The sequence below is a fragment of the Hylemonella sp. GW821-FHT12C09 genome (assembly GCF_058807395.1).
Window position 1 is genome coordinate 252,809 of record NZ_JBXAQQ010000001.1, and the last position, 16,376, is coordinate 269,184.

Genomic DNA, 16,376 nt, shown 5'->3' on the forward strand with positions numbered 1-16,376 from the left:
TTTACTTCTTGGCCCGCTCGGCCGTCTCCAGCATGGCCTTGGCGACACCTCTGAGGATATGGATTTCCTCCTGCGTCAGGTCCGCGCGGTTGAACAGGCTGTTCAGGCGCGGCATCAGCTTCTTGGGCGCCTCGGGGTCGAGGAAATTCACGGCCACCAGGGCCTGCTCCAGGTGGGCCAGCATCCCGGCCACCTGGGGCGCATCGGCTCGCACGACCGGGGCCGTAGCGTCCTGCACCTCAAAGCCGCCGAGCGCCAGGCGCCATTCATAGGCGATGACCTGCAAGGCTGCGGCCAGGTTGAGCGAGCCGAACTTGGGGTTGGTCGGGATGCTCAGGGCCACGTGGCAGCGGTAGACGTCTTCGTTGCGCATGCCGAAGCGCTCGGAGCCGAAGAGAAAGGCCACGCCTGTATGTGGCCCCCACGCTCCACCGCTGCGCGGGTCGCTGCCCCCCGAGGGGGCTAATTCGCCTTGGGGCGGCCCGGCGGCGAATTGTGTCTGTTCCGCCACCAGCTGGGCGAAGTGCTCGCGCGGTGCACGCGTGGGCGGGCCGAAGTCGCGCGGGGTCATGGCGGTGGCGCACAGGTGGGTCATGCCGTCCAGCGCCTCGTCCAGGGTCTCAACGATGCGGGCGTTTGCCAGCACGTCCAGCGCCCCGCTGGCGCGCTGGATGGTTTCCTCACGCCGCAGCACATTGGCCCAGCGCGGTGCCACCAGCACCAGTTCGTCGAAGCCCATGACCTTGAGGGCGCGCGCGGCGGCGCCCACATTGCCGGCGTGGCTGGTCTGGATCAGCACGAAACGGGTACGGGAAGGGGTGGTTTGCATGGAAAACGGGCAGTGCGGGTAAAATCTGGCCCTATTGTCGCCGCCCGCATCGCCGGAACGGCTTTCTGCTCTTCAGCTTCCAGGGCCCGTGCCGTCGGCCGCGCCCCCAACGCCTCCACAATTTATGTCGTCCCCCAATCTGCACCCCATGCTCAACGTGGCCATCAAGGCCGCCCGCGCCGCCGGCGCCATCATCAACCGCGCTGCGCTCGACGTCGAGGCCGTGCGTGTCTCGCAGAAGCAGGTGAACGACTTTGTGACCGAGGTGGACCACGCCAGCGAAGAGGCCATCATCGAGACCCTGCTCACCGCCTACCCGGGCCACGCCATCTGGGGCGAGGAAACGGGTCGCACGCGCGGCGCCCAGGACTCCGACCACGTCTGGATCATCGACCCGCTGGACGGCACCACCAACTTCATCCACGGCTTCCCGGTCTATTGCGTGAGCATCGCACTGGCCGTCAAGGGCAAGGTCGAGCAGGCCGTCATCTACGACCCCTCGCGCAACGACCTCTTCACGGCCACCAAGGGCCGCGGCGCCTACATGAACGAGCGCCGCATCCGCGTGAGCAAGCGCACCCAGCTCTCGCAGTGCCTGATCTCCACCGGTTTCCCCTTCCGCCAGGGCGACAACTTCCCGGCCTACCTGGCCATGATGAGCGACATCATGCAGCGCACCGCCGGCCTGCGCCGCCCGGGCGCCGCCGCGCTGGACCTGGCCTATGTGGCCGCTGGCTTTACCGACGGTTTCTTCGAGACCGGCCTGAGCCCCTGGGACGTGGCGGCCGGTTCGCTGCTGGTCACCGAAGCTGGCGGCCTGGTGGGCAACTTCACCGGTGAGTCCGACTTCCTGGAACAGAAGGAATGCCTGGCCGGCGCCCCGCGCATCTACGGCCAGCTTGTGCCCCTGCTGCACAAGTACAGCAAGTTCGCCGGCGCTGGCGAGAAGGCCGAAGCGCGCCAGAACGCCGAGAAGCTCAGCCTGTCGTCGGGGAACGGGAACGGCGACGAGCGCGACCAGGGCGCCTTCGAGTAGACAAGCTCCGGGCGGATCAGGCCGGCAGTACCGGCAGGCCCAGCAGGCCCGGGCGACCGAAAAGGTAACCCTGGAACACGGTGCAGCCGTTGTCCAGCAGGAACCGGCGCTGTCCCTCGGTCTCCACCCCCTCGGCCACGGCCTGCAGGTCCATGCTCTGCGCCAGGGCCAGGATGGTGCGCACGATGGCCGCGTCGTTGGGATCGGTCAGCACATCGCGCACGAAACTCTGGTCGATCTTGAGCTGGTCCAGCGGCAGGCGCTTGAGGTAACTCAGCGACGAGTAACCCGTGCCGAAATCGTCCAGCGCAAAACGCACACCACGTTCGCGCAGGGCGCCCATCTTGCGGATCGCGTCTTCCACATCGCTGATCAGCACGCTCTCGGTCAGCTCCAGCTTCAGGTACTGCGGGTCGACGCCGGTCTCGTTGAGCACGGACTGCACCTGGGCCACGAAATCGGCCTGGCGGAACTGCCGCGCGCTGACGTTGACCGCCAGGCTCAGCCTGGCGGTGGCCGGCTGCTGGCCCCAAGCCACCAGCTGGCGGCAGGCCGAACGCAGCACCCACTGGCCGATCGGCAGGATCAGGCCGGTCTGCTCGGCCATGGGGATGAACTCGCCCGGCTGCACCATGCCACGGCCCGGATGGCGCCAGCGCAGCAGGGCTTCGTAGCCGACGATCTTGTTGTAGGCATCGACCACCGGCTGGTAGTGCAGCAGCAGTTCCTCGCGTTGCAGGCCCAGGCGCAGGTCGGCGTCCAGCGCGGCGCGCGCCAGCACGGCGGCCTGCATGCCGGGGTCGAAGAAACGCATCGTGTTGCGACCGGCCGCCTTGGCCTGGTACATGGCCACGTCGGCGCGCTTGAGCAGTTCGTCCACGCCCAGCGAGGCGCCGCAGAACAGGGTGATGCCGATGCTGGGCGAACTGTTGTGCTGGCGACCGACCAGCTCGTAGGGGGCGTTGAGCCGGTTGATGATCTTCTCGGCCACCAGCTCGGCCTGGCTCGCGGCGTCGGTGTCGCTCTCGTTCAGGTCTTCGAGCATCACCACGAACTCGTCGCCACCGAAACGCGCCGCGGTGTCGCCCTCGCGCAGGCAGGAAATCAGGCGCAGGGCCACCTGCTCCAGCAACAGGTCGCCGACGTCATGGCCCAGCGTGTCGTTGAGGTCCTTGAAATTGTCCAGGTCGATGAACAGCAAGGCCCCGTAGCGCTTGCTGCGCGCGCTGGTGACCTGGGCGTGCGATAGCCGGTCCATCAGCAGGCGGCGGTTGGGCAGGCCGGTCAGGGTGTCGTAGAAGGCCAGACGCTGGGTCTCGTCCTCGGCGTTCTTGCGCTTGCTGATGTCGCGCCCGATGCCGCGGTAACCGCAGAACTGGCCCTTGCCATCGAAGATGGGCGTGCCGCTGACGGCCACCCAGTAAGGCTTTCCGTCGGCGTCGAGCCGCTGCAGCTCCAGGTCGCGAAAGGGCAGATGCGACTCCAGCACCCGGCGATGGGCCTCCCAGTCCTCGGGCCCCAGGTTCAGGGCGCCGAGCTCCCAGCGCGTCTTGCCCAGGCTGTCTTCCTGCGTCAGGATGGACTTGCCATCGCGGTAACCAACGAAATTCGTGAAACGGAAGTGTTCGTCGATCTCCCAGTACCAGTCGGACGACAGGTCGGTCAGGCTGCGGAAGCGCTCCTCGCTTTCCTGCAGCTGGGTTTCGGCCATCTTGCGCTGGGTGAACTCGCGCATCACGCCGTAGGAGGACAGTTCCCCATCCGACTCGCGCATCGTGATCGCGTTGCCGCGCATCCAGTGCGTGCGGCCATCAGGTGAGCGCACCCTGAACTCATGCTGCCACGAAGCGCCGTCATGGAACGCGGCGCGCATGGATTCGAACAGCGCCGGGATGTCCTCCGGGTTGATGACCGCCAGCATCTTGCGGGCATCCTGGCGCACCTCCTCCGGCTCCAGGCCGAACAGATTGCGCACGCTCTCGTTGATGAAAGGAAAGGCGAGCCGCCCGTCCTTGCCGTAGCGGTACTGGAACAGTACGTCGGGCACGCGGCTGGTGAGTTTTTCGATGAAACCGAGCTTCTCCTGCAAGGCCAGGCTCGCTTCATGTTCAACCGTGACGTCCTGCACCACACCGATGTCGGTCACGCTGCCGTCGGCGTTGTGATGACGGTGCATGCGCGAGCGCAGCCAGTGCACCTTGCCGTCCGGATGCAGCCAGCGGTAGGTCAGCAGGCGGCCGTCCATGCTCTGGCGCGCCGCCACGAAGATCGGCAGATCGTCCGGATGGATGCGGCTACGAGCGAAGCCGCTGGTGCGGACAGCGGACCCCGACTCGTCGCCGGACAGGCTCTGCAGGCCGCGCGAGAAGGTGACGGTCTGGGCATCCGGGCTGGCCGTCCAGTGGCCGACGCGGGCCAGACTCTCGGTCAGGTCGTAGAGTTCGAGCTGGGCGTTGAGCTTCTCATTGGCCTGCGCCAGCGCCAGCTCACCCGAGCGCAGCGACTCTTCGGCCATGCGCTCGGCCGTGATGTCCCTGATGTACATCAGGATGTGCGTCTCGCCATCGACTTCGATCAGCGTACCGTTGAGGCGCACGAGGCGCTTGCCCTTGCCCTTGAGATGGACGATGGCCTCGCGCTCGCGCAGGCGTCCGTGCTGGCGCAGGTCGGCGATGGCCGCCTCGCGGGAGGCCTGGTCCGGCCAGTGGCCGATTTCCACCACCGTGTGCCCGATCACCTCTTCGCGGCTGTAGCCGGTGAGGGCCAGCCACTCCTGGTTCACATCGACGATCAGGCCGTCGTCCAGCCGGGACAGACCGATGGCCTCCGGGCTTTCGTCGAAGGCGGCGGTGAACAGCGCCTCGGTATGGCGGCGCTGGCTCTCCAGCACGGCCCAGTCACGCTCGCGCTCCTGCAAGCGCAACTCAGCCTCGCGAAGCTGCGCGCGCACTCGCGTGATCTCGTCCTTGTCGTCAGCAGAACCCATGAAGCGTGCCGGTCGGCAGCGTCCCCACGCAGAGCCTGACGGCCGTGCCCGGGGATGCTGCCCTGAAGTGTTGGACGATGTTAATCGAGTTGGGGCCCAAGGCCTCCCGGCCCCCTCGCAATAAGTCCTGAAAGCCGGTATTCCTGCCGCATCCGCCGGCCTGCGGGCCCGCCGGTGTCGGTACGGGGTCATGCCTGGGGCGGGAGCGGGAAAACCGGGCAAGCGCTACATTCAAGGCCGCACCGCGCATCCTCCCGCAGGCCATGACCCCCTCCAAAGACTACAAAGGCAACAAACAGGCCCTGCCCAGCAAGCCCTGCTGCGTCTGCGGCCGCCCCATGAGCTGGCGCAAGAAGTGGGAAAAGAACTGGGAACAGGTCAAGTACTGCTCCGATGCCTGCCGCCGCGCCCGGCCCGCCCCATGAGCGCGTTGCGCACGCTCGTCCTCGTGCTGGGTGACCAGCTCGACTTGCAGGCCGCCGCCTTCGACGGCTTCGATCCGACGCAGGACCGCGTCTGGATGGCCGAGGTGGCCGAGGAGTCCACCCACATCCTCTCCAGCAAACCCCGCACCGCGCTGTTCCTGAGCGCCATGCGCCATTTCGCGCAGGCCGTGGTGCAGACGGGCTGGCCGCTGCATTACGTCCGGCTCGATGAGACCGGCAACCGGGGCAGCCTGGCCGCCCAGCTGGCGCATGACCTCGCCGACCTGCGACCACAGCAACTCGTCATGACGGGGCCGGGCGACTGGCGCGTGCTCAAGGCCCTGCAAGCGACGGCCTGCGCCGCGGGCATCCCGCTGGAGATCCGCGCCGACCGGCATTTCTACGCCACGGTGCGCGAATTTGCCGCCCACGCCCAAGGGCGCAAGAGCCTGCGCATGGAGTACTTCTACCGCGAGCAGCGCCGCAAACACCAGGTGCTGATGGACGGCGATCAGCCCGCGGGCGGCCAGTGGAATTTCGATGCCGACAATCGCCAGGCCTTCGGCCCCCAGGGCCCGGGTTTCGTGCCGCCGCGCAGCCGCTTCGAACCCGACACGATCACACGCGAGGTCATGGCCCTGGTGCAGCAGCGTTTTTCCGACCACCCGGGCGAGCTGGAGGGTTTTGCCTGGCCGGTCACGCGGGAACAGGCCCTGCAGGCGCTGCAGGACTTCGTCACGCACCGCCTGGCTGATTTCGGCCACTGGCAGGACGCGATCTGGCCGGGGCAGCCCTGGCTCTACCACGCCCACCTTTCTGCGGCCCTCAACCTCAAGCTGCTGCAGCCGCGCGAGGTGGTGGCCGCCGCCGAAGCGGCCTGGCGCGCCGGACAGGTGCCGCTGGCCAGCGCCGAGGGCTTCATACGCCAGATCCTGGGCTGGCGCGAGTACGTGCGCGGCATCTACTGGACCCGGATGCCGCAGTACCTCGAAGGCAACGCCCTGCAGGCCCATGAAGACCTGCCCGCCTGGTACTGGAACGGCCGCACCGACCTGGCCTGCCTGGCCGACGCCATCACCCAGACGCTGCAACACGGCTACGCGCACCACATCCAGCGCCTCATGGTGACCGGCCTGTTCGCGCTGCTCTATGGCGTGGAACCCCGGCAGGTGCACGCCTGGTACCTGGGCGTCTACGTGGACGCGGTGGAATGGGTCGAGCTGCCCAACACCCTGGGCATGAGCCAGTATGCCGACGGCGGCCTCATGGCCAGCAAGCCCTATATCGCCAGCGGCAAGTACATCGAACGCATGAGCCCGCTGTGCCAGGGTTGCCGCTACGACCCGGCCCAGCGCACCGGCGAACGTGCCTGTCCCGTCACCACGCTGTACTGGGATTTCCTGCTGCGCCACGAGCCCCTGCTGGCGCGCAACCCGCGTACAGCCCTGCAGGTCAGGAACCTGGCCCGGCTGGACGAGGCCGAGCGCGGCGCGATCCAGGCCCGTGCGGGCGCCATACGCCGCGGCGAGGTCGGCACCCTGGCCTGAGGGCACGATACCCGGCCCCATGCCTGGCCTTGCGTTTTGCCATAAGCTCCGGCCATGACCACCCTGAACGTCCTGGGCTCCGAGCTCATGCCCTGCTCCTACGATCCGCTCACCGGCTTCTACCGTGACGGCTGTTGCAAGACCGACGCGCACGACCTGGGCTCACACGTGATCTGCGCGCGCCTGACCCAGGCCTTCCTCGATTTCTCCGTGGCCAGCGGCAACGACCTCGTCACGCCGCGCCCCGAGTACCGCTTCCCCGGCCTGAAAGCCGGGGACCGCTGGTGCCTGTGCGCCCTGCGCTGGAAAGAGGCGCTGGAGGCCGGTGTGGCGCCGCCCGTGGTGCTCGAATGCACGCATCTGCGCGCGCTGGACTATGTCACGCTGGACCAGCTGCGCGCCCACGAACTGGCGCGCAGCCAGCGCCAGCCATGAGTGCGGCCAACCCGCGCCTGCCGGCCAGCGTGGCCTGGCTGGGTTATGGCGGCCTGCTGCCATTTGCCCTCAGCGCCGGGGGCTCGCTGGCCGATCCGGTACACCGCGAAGCCTGGCAGCAGGCCCTGCTGGCCTATGGCGCGGTCATCCTGAGCTTTGTGGGCGCCCTGCACTGGGCCTTTGCCATGGGCACCAACGAGGAGCGCCAGGCCCGACCCCTCTACATCTGGAGCGTGGTACCGGCCCTGGCCGGCTGGGTGGCCTTGCTGCTGCCCCTGCTGCTGGCACAAGGCACCGTGCTGGCCGCCTTGCTGCTGATCCTCGCCTTCGTGGCGCACTATGTTCAGGACAGGCGCCTGGTACGCCGGCATGCCCTGCCCGGCTGGTACCTGCCGCTGCGCCTGCGTCTGAGCAGCGTGGCCTGCCTGTGCCTGGCCGCCATCCCCTACGCGGCGCGCTGATCAGCGCGTCGACACCGCCGGCGCTGCCAGCAGGCTGACGTGCGCGGCCACCACGCGCCAGCCTTCGGGCGTGCGCAGCCAGGTCTGGCTCTGGCGGCCGATGGCCGTGCTGCCCGCGCGGCGGAACTCGGTGTTGGCCGTGGCGTAGTCGGTCCCATAGGTGGTGATCACCGTGCGCGTGAGCTCACGCATCAGACCGGTCGACGGACGGCTGGCGCGGAAGGCCTGGATCTCGGCAGCGCCGTAGAGGTTCTCGGTCACGCCGTAACGCAGCGTGTGCGGGCTGTCCCAGAACAGCTCGTCCAGCACCTCCACCTTGTTGTGCACCAGCGCGTCCTCGTACCGCGCAAAGGCCGCGGTGACTTCGGCCAGCACGGCCGGCGCATTGATCTCCATCGCCATGTTCGCTCCCACTTCTCGATGATGTCTCAGTGATGTCCCACCTGCTCGCCCAGATAGGCCTGGGCCAGGGCACCGTCGGCCGCAATCTCCGCCGCCGTACCCTGGGCCACGATACGCCCGCCTTCGATGACATAGGCCCGGTCCGCCAGGGCCAGCGCCAGCCCGGCCATCTGGTCCACCAGCAGCAGGGTCATGCCCTCGCGCCGCAGCTGGTCCAGCGCGGCAAACAGCTCGGCAATGATTTTCGGCGCCAGACCCAGCGAGGGTTCGTCCAGCAGCAGGATACGCGGCCTGGACATCAGCGCGCGCGCGATCGCCAGCATCTGCTGCTCGCCACCCGAGAGCAGGCCGGCGCGCTGGTGCAGGCGCTCGCGCAGGCGCGGGAAACGCTGCAGCTGTTCCTCCACCCGCGCTTCGCGGTCCGCGGGCTGCAGGAAGGCCCCCAGGCGGATGTTGTCCAGCACGCTGAGTTCAGGAAACACCTGGCGCCCCTCGGGCACCAGCACCACGCCCTGGGCCACCACCTGCTCGGCGCCCAGGTTCTTGAGTTCTCGGCCCTCCAGGTGGATACCGCCTTGCACGGGCCGGTGCAGACCGGCCAGCGCCTTCATCAGCGTGGACTTGCCCGCGCCGTTGGCCCCCAGCAGGGCGACCACCTCGCCACGGCGCACTTGCAGATCGATCCCGTGCAGCACGGGATCGGCGCCGTAACCGGCCACCAGCGCCCCCACACCGAGCATTTCGGGGCGTGCACCGCCGTCGACGGCACGCGACTGTGTTTCACCTGCGAGGGATTCCCCCAGATAAGCCTGCTGCACGGCCGGGTTGGCCTGCACCTCGGCCGGCGTGCCGGTCGCCAGGCGCACGCCGGCGTCGAGCACCACCACGTGGTCGCTGATGCCCATCACCAGCGTCATGTCGTGTTCCACCAGCAGCACCGTGATGCCCGCCACGGCGATGCGCCGCAACAGCGCGCCCAGGCGCTCCTTGTCCTCGCGTGACAGGCCGGCAGCCGGTTCGTCGAGCAGCAAGGCCTCGGGGTCGGTGGCCAGGGCACGGGCGATCTCCACCAGGCGCCGGTCCACATGTGCCAGGTCCGCGGCCAGCGCGGCCGGGTCCCCGACATACCCGCAAAAGGCCAGCAGCTCGGTCGCACGCGCCGTGTGCGCGGGCGCACGACGGCGCGCCGCGCCCAGCAGCGGGCCCAGGCGGCCGCGCTGCATGGCCAGCACCACGTTGTCCAGCACACTGAGGCTGCCGAAGAGCTGTGAAGTCTGGTAGGTACGCGCCACACCGCGGCGCGCGATCTGCATCGCGCTGCGGCCCGCCAAGGGCTCGGCACCCAGCACAAAGGCGCCCGCCGTGGGCAGGTAAAAACCGCCCAGCATATTGAGCGCGGTGGACTTGCCCGCGCCATTGGGACCGATCAGGCTGGTCACCGCGCCGGCCCGCGCTTCGAAGCTCAGCTCGGACACGGCACGCACGCCACCGAACTGCATGCTCAGGCCCTGGGCCTGCAGGCCAACGCGCGCACGCGCCGGCAAGGCCAGACGGCCAGCCGTCTGGACACGCGGTGCGTAGGCCGGGGCCGACTGCCAGCGGTCGCGCAGGCGCTGCAAGCCGCCCACCACACCGCCGGGGGCCACCCAGAGCACCACCAGCAGCAGCACGCCGAAGAAGAGCAAACGAAATTCTTCCAGCCCCGACAGCAGCTCGGGCAGCAGGCCCACCAGCAGCGCGCCCACCAGCGGGCCGGTGACGGAGCCGGCACCGCCCAGCATGACCACCAGCACAAACAGGATGGATTGCAGGAAACCGAAGGTATGCGGCGTGACAAATCCCGAGAGCGGCGCGAACAGCGCACCCGCCGCGGCCGCGCACAGCGCGGAGACGGCAAAGGCCACGGTCTTGATCACCAGCGGGTTCAGGCCCACCGATTCGGCGGCAGTCTCGGCGTCGCGCACCGCGCGCATGGCCGCACCCCAGGTGCCACGCGCCAGCCAGGCGTAGGCCGCCAACCCCAGGCCGGCCGCCACGATGGCCAGCAGGGCCACGGCGCGTTCGCCCCGGGCCAGGCCGCCCAGGGCCGGTGCGGTCAGGCCCATGATGCCGTTCTGCCCGCCGGTCAGCGCGCCAGCCTCGATGATGCCGTTCTCGACGATGAAACCGAAGGCGATGGTGATCATCGCCAGGTAAGGCCCCTTCACACGCAGCGCCGGCACCGCCAGCAGCGCGCCGCAAGCGCCGCCGATCACGGCCGCGATCGGCCAGGCCAGCCAGAAGCTGACACCGGCCTTGGTGGTGAGGATGGCCACCGTGTAGGCACCGATGGCGTAGAAACCCACGTGCCCGAAGGACACCTGGCCGCTCAGGCCCACCAGCACATTGAGGCCCACACCCACCAGGGTCAGCAGCGCCACCTGCGCCAGCACGAAGACCCAGTAACCGTTGAGCGTCAGCGCCAGGCCCGCGCCCAGCGCCAGCACCACCAGCAGCGCGAGGATCTGCAGCGGCGTGCCCAGGCCCAGCAGGGGCCGTTTCACAAGAGAGGGGTTCATACCTTCTTCACCTCCGCCCGGCCGAACAGGCCGTTGGGCCGCCAGGCCAGCGCCGCGATCACCAGCGTGAAGGTCAGGATCTGCGTGTAACCCGAGCCCAGGGTGGCAGTGATCAAGGCCTCCACCACACCGAACAGGAGCCCGGCCAGCATCACGCCCCAGGCGCTCGTGATGCCGCCCAGGATGGCCACCGCAAAGGCCTTCAGGCCGAACAGCGTGCCCATGTCGGAGTGCACATTGGTCAGCGGCGCGATCAGCACCCCGGCGATGCCCGCGAACAGGGCCGAGAGCGCAAAGGCCAGCGCCACGGCGCGCCGGATCGGGATGCCCATGAGGCGTGCAGCCGCACGGTTCTGCACCACGGCCAGCATGGCCGTGCCCCAGCGCGTGCGCCGGCTCAGGGTGTGCAGCACGGCGGCCAGCGCCAGCCCCACGACGGGAATCAGCAATTGCAAGGGGTAGACCCCCAGGCCGACCCCCGCCACCTCCAGCGGCGACTGCGCCAGCGGAGAGGGCAGGCTGCGCGGCTCCTTGCCATAGGTGGCCATGACCACGTTGTCGAGCACGATGCCCAGTGCCACCGTGGCCATGAGCCAGGCGTCCGAGCCGCGGTTCACGAAGGGCCGCACCGCGAGCAGTTCCACGAGCAGGCCGTAGACCGCGCACAGGGCCAGGGCCAGCAACACCGCCGCCCAGCCCGGCCAGCCCCAGGTCTGCGCGAAGGTGTAGGTCAGCACCGCGCCCAGCATCATGGAACTGCCCTGGGCAAAGTTGACCGTGCCGCTGACGGCATAGGTCACATAAAAGCCCAGGGCCATCAGCCCGTACATGCTGCCCAGGCCCAGGCCGCTGACCAGCGCGGATAACTCCGACATATCGCGTCCTCTTCACACCCAAAAAATCGGGGCCATCCCCTAAAGGCGATGACCCTCGTTGCCTTCGCTGCTGATGCAGCTCAATTCATGCCGACCGGCACGATGCGGTTGTCGATGAACTGGGCCCAGACATAGTCGCCGGACTGCACCGCGTCGTGCACCTCGGCCGTGAAGGGCTTGACGTAGGTCTTGATCAGGCCTTCGTACTTGTCGATCTTGTAATAACCCTGGCGGATGGCGTCACCGCTGGTGGAGCCGGCGGCCTGGATGGCCAGCGCCGTCAGATGCATGGCGTCGTAGGCATTGGCCACACCCACGGCGGGCGAGATGTCGTCGGGGCCCTTGATGGCGGGGTACTTGGCCATCAGGGCCTTGATCACGCGCTGGCCCACCGGCGACTGCTTGCCGAAGAAGCTGTAGGTCTGTACGAAGTGCACGTCCTTGCCCATGGCGCCGGCCAGCTCGGTGAAACGGCCACCGGCCGGCCCCCAGTGCGACACCACCGGCACCTTCCAGCCCATGCGCTCCAGCGACTTCACCACCTGGGCCGAGGGGCCCACATTGCCCACCATGAACAGGGTATCGGCACCGGCGGCCTTCAGGCGCGTGAGCTGCGGCACCATGTCCACGTCATTGCCTTCGAACTTCTCCACGCCGGCGGGTGTCACGCCCTTGGCGGCCATGGCAGCCTTCAGGCCCTTCTCGTTGCTCTCGCCCCAGGGGTTGTTCACCAGGATCAGACCAGGCTTGGCGCTCTTGAAGTTCTTCTGCGCGTAGGCCAGCATGCCCACGTCCACGATCTCGTCCACCGCCGACACGCGGAAGGCGAAGTTGGGATTGGCGCCGTTCTTGGTGATGCCGGTGCCAGCCGCCCAGGGGCCCATGAAAGGCACCTTCTCCTGGTTCATCAGCGGCACGATGGCCATGGACACCGGCGTGTCCAGGCCGCCGAAGACCACGGCCACCTTCTCGCGGTAGATCAGCTCGCGCGCGGCCACCACGCCCTTGGCGGGGTTGGCCTCGTCGTCGCGGCGCACCAGCTCCAGCTTGCGCCCGCCCAGCAGGCCGCCCTTGGCGTTGATCTCGTCAATGGCGACCTGCATGCCACGGGTAATGGCCTCGCCCGCCAGGGCCGACTGACCCGACAGCGCCGTCACCAGGCCGATCTTGATGGGTTCATTGGCCAGCACCGGGCCGGCGGCGGCCAGGGCCAGGCCGGTGGCCAGCAGCGCGCGACGCGTCGCAGAGAAAGAGCAAGGGTTCATGGCGGTACTCCTGTGAGTGGAAGGACAGAAAGCGGGTCAACCCGCGGGCTCTTTCACCATGCAATTCGCGTGCCAATGTTCTCACGATGGTGATTTCTTTGTTTTCATATATATGATTAGATTGTTGACAATATGGCACATCTTTTGCAATCACTTTTATCGCACACGCCCGATGGACCCGGATGGTGCATCCGGCACCAAAAGAGGGCTTAACGAGAGGGAAACGACCATGGAAACCAAGACCATGAACCAGACCGAGGCAGCCGCCACCCCCGCCGCCGTGGTGGACGAATACCTGCGCCTGCTGATGATCCCGGACCCCGCCGCCGCCAGCCGCTTTGTCGCGCCCGGCCTGCGCATCCGCTTCACGGGCGGGCGTGAGATGCGCGTGCCCGCCGAGTGCGCGGCCTTCAACGCCACGCGTTATCAGTGGGTCAGGAAAAAGATCGAGGCCACCGAGACCGTAGCCGGCGGCACAGCGGCAGAGACCGTGGTCTACAGCCGCGGCACGCTCTATGGCGTCTGGCCCGACGGCACGCCCTTCGAGGGCAACCGTTATGTGGACCGCTACGTCGTGCAGCGGGGCCTGATCACACAGATGGACGTCTGGAACGACAGCGCCGAATGGCTGCTGGTGCGCGCCGGCCTGGCGACGCTGTGAGGCGCATGAACACCATGCCGGCCCAATACCTCGGCCCCCTGCCCGACCACGGGCGTTTTGCCTACCGGCCCATCACGCGCCGGCCGGATTACCGCTGGCCCGGCGGTGCCGGCCTGGCGGTCTACCTGGCTTTGAACATCGAGCATTTCGCCTTTGGTGAAGGCCTGGGCGCCATGATCGGCCCGGCCTCGCCGCAGCCCGACGTGCTCAATTACAGCTGGCGCGAATACGGCAACCGCGTGGGCGCCTGGCGCTGCCTGGCGCTGTTCGACCAGTTGGGTCTGCCCTCTGCCGCACTGATCAACACCGCGCTCTACGACCACTGCCCCGAACTCGTGGCCGCCTGCGTGGCGCGCGGCGACGAGATCGTGGGCCATGGTCACAGCAATGCCGAGCGCCAGGGTGTACTGGACGAAACCTCCGAGCGCGAACTGCTGCAGCAGTGCCGTGCACGCATCCAGCTGCGCAGCGGCACGGCGCCCACCGGCTGGCTCTCGCCCTGGATCTCCGAGAGCCCGCTTACACCCGACCTGCTGGCCGAGACCGGCTACAACTACACGCTCAACTGGAGCCATGACGACCAACCGCAGATCATGCGCACCCGCGATGGCCGCGGCCTTTGGTCCATCCCCTACCCGCAGGAGCTCAACGACATCCCCATGATCGTGGGCCGTCAGATGGACGGCAAGGATTTCGCGCAGATGGTCATCGACAACTTCGACGAGATGCTCGAGCAGTCGCGCACCCAGCCCCTGGTCATGGGCATCGCCCTGCACCCCTATCTGGTGGGCCAGCCCTACCGCCTGCGCCACCTGCGCCGCGCGCTGCAGCATCTGGCCGCGGCGCGCGAAGGCGGCGAGATCTGGTTCACCACCCCCGGCGCCATCTGCCAGCACATGGAGGGCCTGGCCCGCCAGCACCCCGAGGACTATCTATGAATTTCCCCATCACAGACACCGTCGGCGCCTGGGTGCCACACGGCCGTTTTGTCGTCGAAGGCCAAGGCTCCGGTCCGTTGGCCGGCCTGCGCTTCGCCGCCAAGGACCTGTTCGACGTGGCCGGCCACCCCACCGGTGCCGGCAACCCCACCTGGCTGGCCACCCACCCCGTGGCCACATGCCACAGCGACGTGGTGGCCCAGCTGCTGGACGCCAGCGCCACCCTCATGGGCAAGGTGCTGACCGACGAGCTGGCCTACAGCCTGCACGGCGACAACATCCACTACGGCACGCCACTCAATGCCCGCTACCCGGACCGCGTCACCGGCGGCTCCTCCAGCGGCTCGGCCGCCGCCGTCACCGCCGGTCTGGTCGACTTCGCACTGGGCACCGATACCGGCGGCTCCACGCGCGTGCCAGCCAGCTACTGCGGCCTGTGGGGCCTGCGCACCACCCACGGCCTGGTCTCCACCCGCGGCCTGGTGCCCCTGCACCCCAGCTTCGACACCGCCACCTGGCTGGCTGGCGACGGCGAGGTCTTCGAACGCGTGGGTACCGTGCTGCTGCCCGCCAGCAGCTACGTGCCGCGCCGCCTGCTCGTGGCGCAGGATGCCTGGGAACTGGCCGACCCCGTCTTCACCGAACCCCTGCAGGCCGTGCGTGACGCGCTGGCCAGGCGCCTGGCCGTCACCCCCGAGGTGGTGCACGTGGCCGAACCCCAGGGCCTGGCCCAATGGCGCCAGACCTATGTCACGGCCGGCGCCTTTGAGGGCTGGCGCACCCACGGCGCCTGGATCAGCCAGGCACAACCCGTCTTCGCCCCGGCCATCGCGGCGCGCTGGCACAACGCCAGCACTGTCACGGCCGAGGCCGCTGCCGCCGCGCGCAGTGCCGCAGCCGCCATGCGCGCCCAGGTGCGCAGCCTGCTGGGTACGGACGGCGTGCTGGTGCTGCCCTCGGCCGCCAGCCTGGCCCCGCTGCGCCATGCCGATCCCACCGCGGTGGACGCGGTGCGCCTGCGCAGCATGGCCATCACCTGCATCGCCGGCCTCTCGGGCCTGCCCCAGGTCAGCCTGCCTTTGCGCGCGCCCTCCGGTGATATGCTGGGTATCTCCTTGCTGGGCCCCGCAGGCAGCGACCTGGCATTGATCCGACTGGCCCGTACCCTGCATGCCGAAATCGACTGACACCACCGCCCGCGCCAAGCGTCCCCAGCGCGCGGCCCCCCCCCGCAAGGCCGCCGCCGTGCCGCGCATGGAAGACAGCCTGCTCAAGAGCGAGGACGGCAACGACGTGGAAGAGCGCATCTACCGCGCCGTCTTCGACAGCGTGATGAGCCAGCGCCTCAAGCCCGGCACCAAGCTGCCCGAGGCCCCGCTGTGCGAACTCTTCGGCGTAAGCCGTTCGGTGGTGCGCAAGGTGCTACAAAAACTGGAGCACGACCACATCGTGCAGTTGCGCCCCAACCGCGGCGCCATCGTGGCCGTGCCCACGCGCGAGGAAACGCGCCAGATCTTCGAGGCGCGCCGCGCGCTGGAAGCCGCCATCGTGCACCTGGTGACCGAACGCGCCACCGCGCGCGACCTCAAGGCCCTGCGCGAACAGCTGCGCGAGGAACACCAGGCCATGCACCGCTTCGCCCAGCCGGCCTGGGCCCGCCTGGCCAGCGCCTACCACCTGCGCCTGGCCGAACTCTCGGGCAACGAGATCCTGCAGCGTTACCTGACCGAGATCGTCTCGCGCTGCTCGCTCATCGTGGCCGTGCACCAGCCCCCGGGCAACGCGGCCTGCGAGCATGACGAACACGAACGCATCGTGGACTGCATCGCGCGCGGCGACGCCGAAAGCGCCGTACAGCTGATGGACCAGCACCTGCGGGAACTGGAGCAGCACCTCATGATCGAGGCGCCGGGCGACGAGAAAAGCCTGGCCAGGCTGCTCGGCCTGGCCTGACCCTC

Annotated in this window: 15 protein-coding genes; 9 read left to right on the top strand and 6 right to left on the bottom strand. The window is 68.5% G+C overall.

Annotated elements, in window-relative coordinates; translation table 11 throughout:
* Position 1: 1 nt before the first annotated feature.
* Positions 2 to 829, bottom strand: coding sequence for an RNA methyltransferase (locus AC1RRP_RS01295; protein WP_493032475.1), 828 nt, complete (start codon positions 827 to 829; stop codon positions 2 to 4).
* Positions 830 to 953: 124 nt separating this feature from the next.
* On the opposite strand from AC1RRP_RS01295, the gene AC1RRP_RS01300 reads away from it, so the two are divergent.
* Entirely contained in the window at positions 954 to 1,865 is a 912-nt protein-coding gene (locus AC1RRP_RS01300) for an inositol monophosphatase family protein (protein ID WP_493032476.1), read from the top strand.
* A 16-nt stretch (positions 1,866 to 1,881) separates the two neighbouring features.
* Here the strand turns inward: AC1RRP_RS01300 and AC1RRP_RS01305 are convergent, their stop codons facing one another.
* Positions 1,882 to 4,851 (bottom strand): sensor domain-containing protein, encoded by a 2,970-nt coding sequence (locus AC1RRP_RS01305; RefSeq protein WP_493032478.1) that lies wholly within the window; start codon positions 4,849 to 4,851, stop codon positions 1,882 to 1,884.
* A 263-nt stretch (positions 4,852 to 5,114) separates the two neighbouring features.
* Here AC1RRP_RS01305 and AC1RRP_RS01310 point away from each other — a divergent pair, with 263 nt between their 5' ends.
* Genes AC1RRP_RS01310 through AC1RRP_RS01325 form a run of 4 tightly spaced genes read left to right on the top strand, consistent with a single transcriptional unit; the run spans position 5,115 to position 7,719 of the window.
* Complete coding sequence (locus tag AC1RRP_RS01310; protein WP_493032479.1) at positions 5,115 to 5,276, top strand: DUF2256 domain-containing protein; 162 nt, start codon at positions 5,115 to 5,117, stop codon at positions 5,274 to 5,276.
* Positions 5,273 to 6,823 (top strand): cryptochrome/photolyase family protein, encoded by a 1,551-nt coding sequence (locus AC1RRP_RS01315; protein WP_493032481.1) that lies wholly within the window; start codon positions 5,273 to 5,275, stop codon positions 6,821 to 6,823. The genes AC1RRP_RS01310 and AC1RRP_RS01315 overlap by 4 nt, the downstream gene beginning before the upstream one ends.
* 54 nt (positions 6,824 to 6,877) lie before the next feature.
* Positions 6,878 to 7,258: a DUF2237 family protein gene (locus AC1RRP_RS01320; protein WP_493032483.1), complete on the top strand. Its 381-nt coding sequence runs from the start codon at positions 6,878 to 6,880 to the stop codon at positions 7,256 to 7,258.
* Positions 7,255 to 7,719, top strand: a complete 465-nt coding sequence (locus AC1RRP_RS01325; protein WP_493032485.1) for a DUF3429 domain-containing protein — start codon at positions 7,255 to 7,257, stop codon at positions 7,717 to 7,719. Before AC1RRP_RS01320 ends, AC1RRP_RS01325 begins: the two co-directional genes overlap by 4 nt.
* Here AC1RRP_RS01325 and hpxZ read toward each other — a convergent pair whose 3' ends face one another.
* The 4 genes from hpxZ to AC1RRP_RS01345 all read right to left on the bottom strand — a co-directional run bounded on the left by hpxZ (position 7,720) and on the right by AC1RRP_RS01345 (position 12,819).
* A complete protein-coding gene (gene hpxZ, locus AC1RRP_RS01330; RefSeq protein ID WP_493032487.1) occupies positions 7,720 to 8,121 on the bottom strand; it encodes an oxalurate catabolism protein HpxZ in 402 nt (133 codons plus the stop codon). It lies immediately after the preceding gene.
* Between the two features lie 26 nt (positions 8,122 to 8,147).
* A complete protein-coding gene (locus tag AC1RRP_RS01335; protein ID WP_493032489.1) occupies positions 8,148 to 10,679 on the bottom strand; it encodes a branched-chain amino acid ABC transporter ATP-binding protein/permease in 2,532 nt (843 codons plus the stop codon).
* Positions 10,676 to 11,554: a branched-chain amino acid ABC transporter permease gene (locus AC1RRP_RS01340; RefSeq protein ID WP_493032491.1), complete on the bottom strand. Its 879-nt coding sequence runs from the start codon at positions 11,552 to 11,554 to the stop codon at positions 10,676 to 10,678. The genes AC1RRP_RS01335 and AC1RRP_RS01340 overlap by 4 nt, the downstream gene beginning before the upstream one ends.
* Positions 11,555 to 11,634: 80 nt before the next feature.
* Positions 11,635 to 12,819, bottom strand: a complete 1,185-nt coding sequence (locus tag AC1RRP_RS01345) for an ABC transporter substrate-binding protein (protein ID WP_493032493.1) — start codon at positions 12,817 to 12,819, stop codon at positions 11,635 to 11,637.
* A 229-nt stretch (positions 12,820 to 13,048) separates the two neighbouring features.
* Here AC1RRP_RS01345 and AC1RRP_RS01350 point away from each other — a divergent pair, with 229 nt between their 5' ends.
* From AC1RRP_RS01350 to AC1RRP_RS01365, 4 genes are read left to right on the top strand one after another with little or no spacing between them, the layout of a single operon-like run.
* Positions 13,049 to 13,480 carry a nuclear transport factor 2 family protein gene (locus AC1RRP_RS01350; protein ID WP_493032495.1) on the top strand — a complete coding sequence of 144 codons (432 nt, stop codon included), beginning with the start codon at positions 13,049 to 13,051 and terminating at the stop codon, positions 13,478 to 13,480.
* 14 nt (positions 13,481 to 13,494) lie between these two features.
* On the top strand, positions 13,495 to 14,418 hold the full coding sequence (locus AC1RRP_RS01355) for a polysaccharide deacetylase family protein (RefSeq protein WP_493033420.1): 924 nt from the start codon (positions 13,495 to 13,497) through the stop codon (positions 14,416 to 14,418).
* Positions 14,415 to 15,605: an amidase gene (locus AC1RRP_RS01360; protein ID WP_493032497.1), complete on the top strand. Its 1,191-nt coding sequence runs from the start codon at positions 14,415 to 14,417 to the stop codon at positions 15,603 to 15,605. The genes AC1RRP_RS01355 and AC1RRP_RS01360 overlap by 4 nt, the downstream gene beginning before the upstream one ends.
* Complete coding sequence (locus AC1RRP_RS01365; protein ID WP_493032499.1) at positions 15,589 to 16,371, top strand: GntR family transcriptional regulator; 783 nt, start codon at positions 15,589 to 15,591, stop codon at positions 16,369 to 16,371. Before AC1RRP_RS01360 ends, AC1RRP_RS01365 begins: the two co-directional genes overlap by 17 nt.
* Positions 16,372 to 16,376: the final 5 nt, after the last annotated feature.

Coding starts and splice junctions, on each gene's coding strand:
- AC1RRP_RS01295 (WP_493032475.1), bottom strand. CDS start 829: ATGCAAACCACCCCTTCCCGTACCCGTTTCGTGCTGATCCAGACCAGC.
- AC1RRP_RS01300 (WP_493032476.1), top strand. CDS start 954: ATGTCGTCCCCCAATCTGCACCCCATGCTCAACGTGGCCATCAAGGCC.
- AC1RRP_RS01305 (WP_493032478.1), bottom strand. CDS start 4,851: ATGGGTTCTGCTGACGACAAGGACGAGATCACGCGAGTGCGCGCGCAG.
- AC1RRP_RS01310 (WP_493032479.1), top strand. CDS start 5,115: ATGACCCCCTCCAAAGACTACAAAGGCAACAAACAGGCCCTGCCCAGC.
- AC1RRP_RS01315 (WP_493032481.1), top strand. CDS start 5,273: ATGAGCGCGTTGCGCACGCTCGTCCTCGTGCTGGGTGACCAGCTCGAC.
- AC1RRP_RS01320 (WP_493032483.1), top strand. CDS start 6,878: ATGACCACCCTGAACGTCCTGGGCTCCGAGCTCATGCCCTGCTCCTAC.
- AC1RRP_RS01325 (WP_493032485.1), top strand. CDS start 7,255: ATGAGTGCGGCCAACCCGCGCCTGCCGGCCAGCGTGGCCTGGCTGGGT.
- hpxZ (WP_493032487.1), bottom strand. CDS start 8,121: ATGGCGATGGAGATCAATGCGCCGGCCGTGCTGGCCGAAGTCACCGCG.
- AC1RRP_RS01335 (WP_493032489.1), bottom strand. CDS start 10,679: ATGAACCCCTCTCTTGTGAAACGGCCCCTGCTGGGCCTGGGCACGCCG.
- AC1RRP_RS01340 (WP_493032491.1), bottom strand. CDS start 11,554: ATGTCGGAGTTATCCGCGCTGGTCAGCGGCCTGGGCCTGGGCAGCATG.
- AC1RRP_RS01345 (WP_493032493.1), bottom strand. CDS start 12,819: ATGAACCCTTGCTCTTTCTCTGCGACGCGTCGCGCGCTGCTGGCCACC.
- AC1RRP_RS01350 (WP_493032495.1), top strand. CDS start 13,049: ATGGAAACCAAGACCATGAACCAGACCGAGGCAGCCGCCACCCCCGCC.
- AC1RRP_RS01355 (WP_493033420.1), top strand. CDS start 13,495: ATGCCGGCCCAATACCTCGGCCCCCTGCCCGACCACGGGCGTTTTGCC.
- AC1RRP_RS01360 (WP_493032497.1), top strand. CDS start 14,415: ATGAATTTCCCCATCACAGACACCGTCGGCGCCTGGGTGCCACACGGC.
- AC1RRP_RS01365 (WP_493032499.1), top strand. CDS start 15,589: ATGCCGAAATCGACTGACACCACCGCCCGCGCCAAGCGTCCCCAGCGC.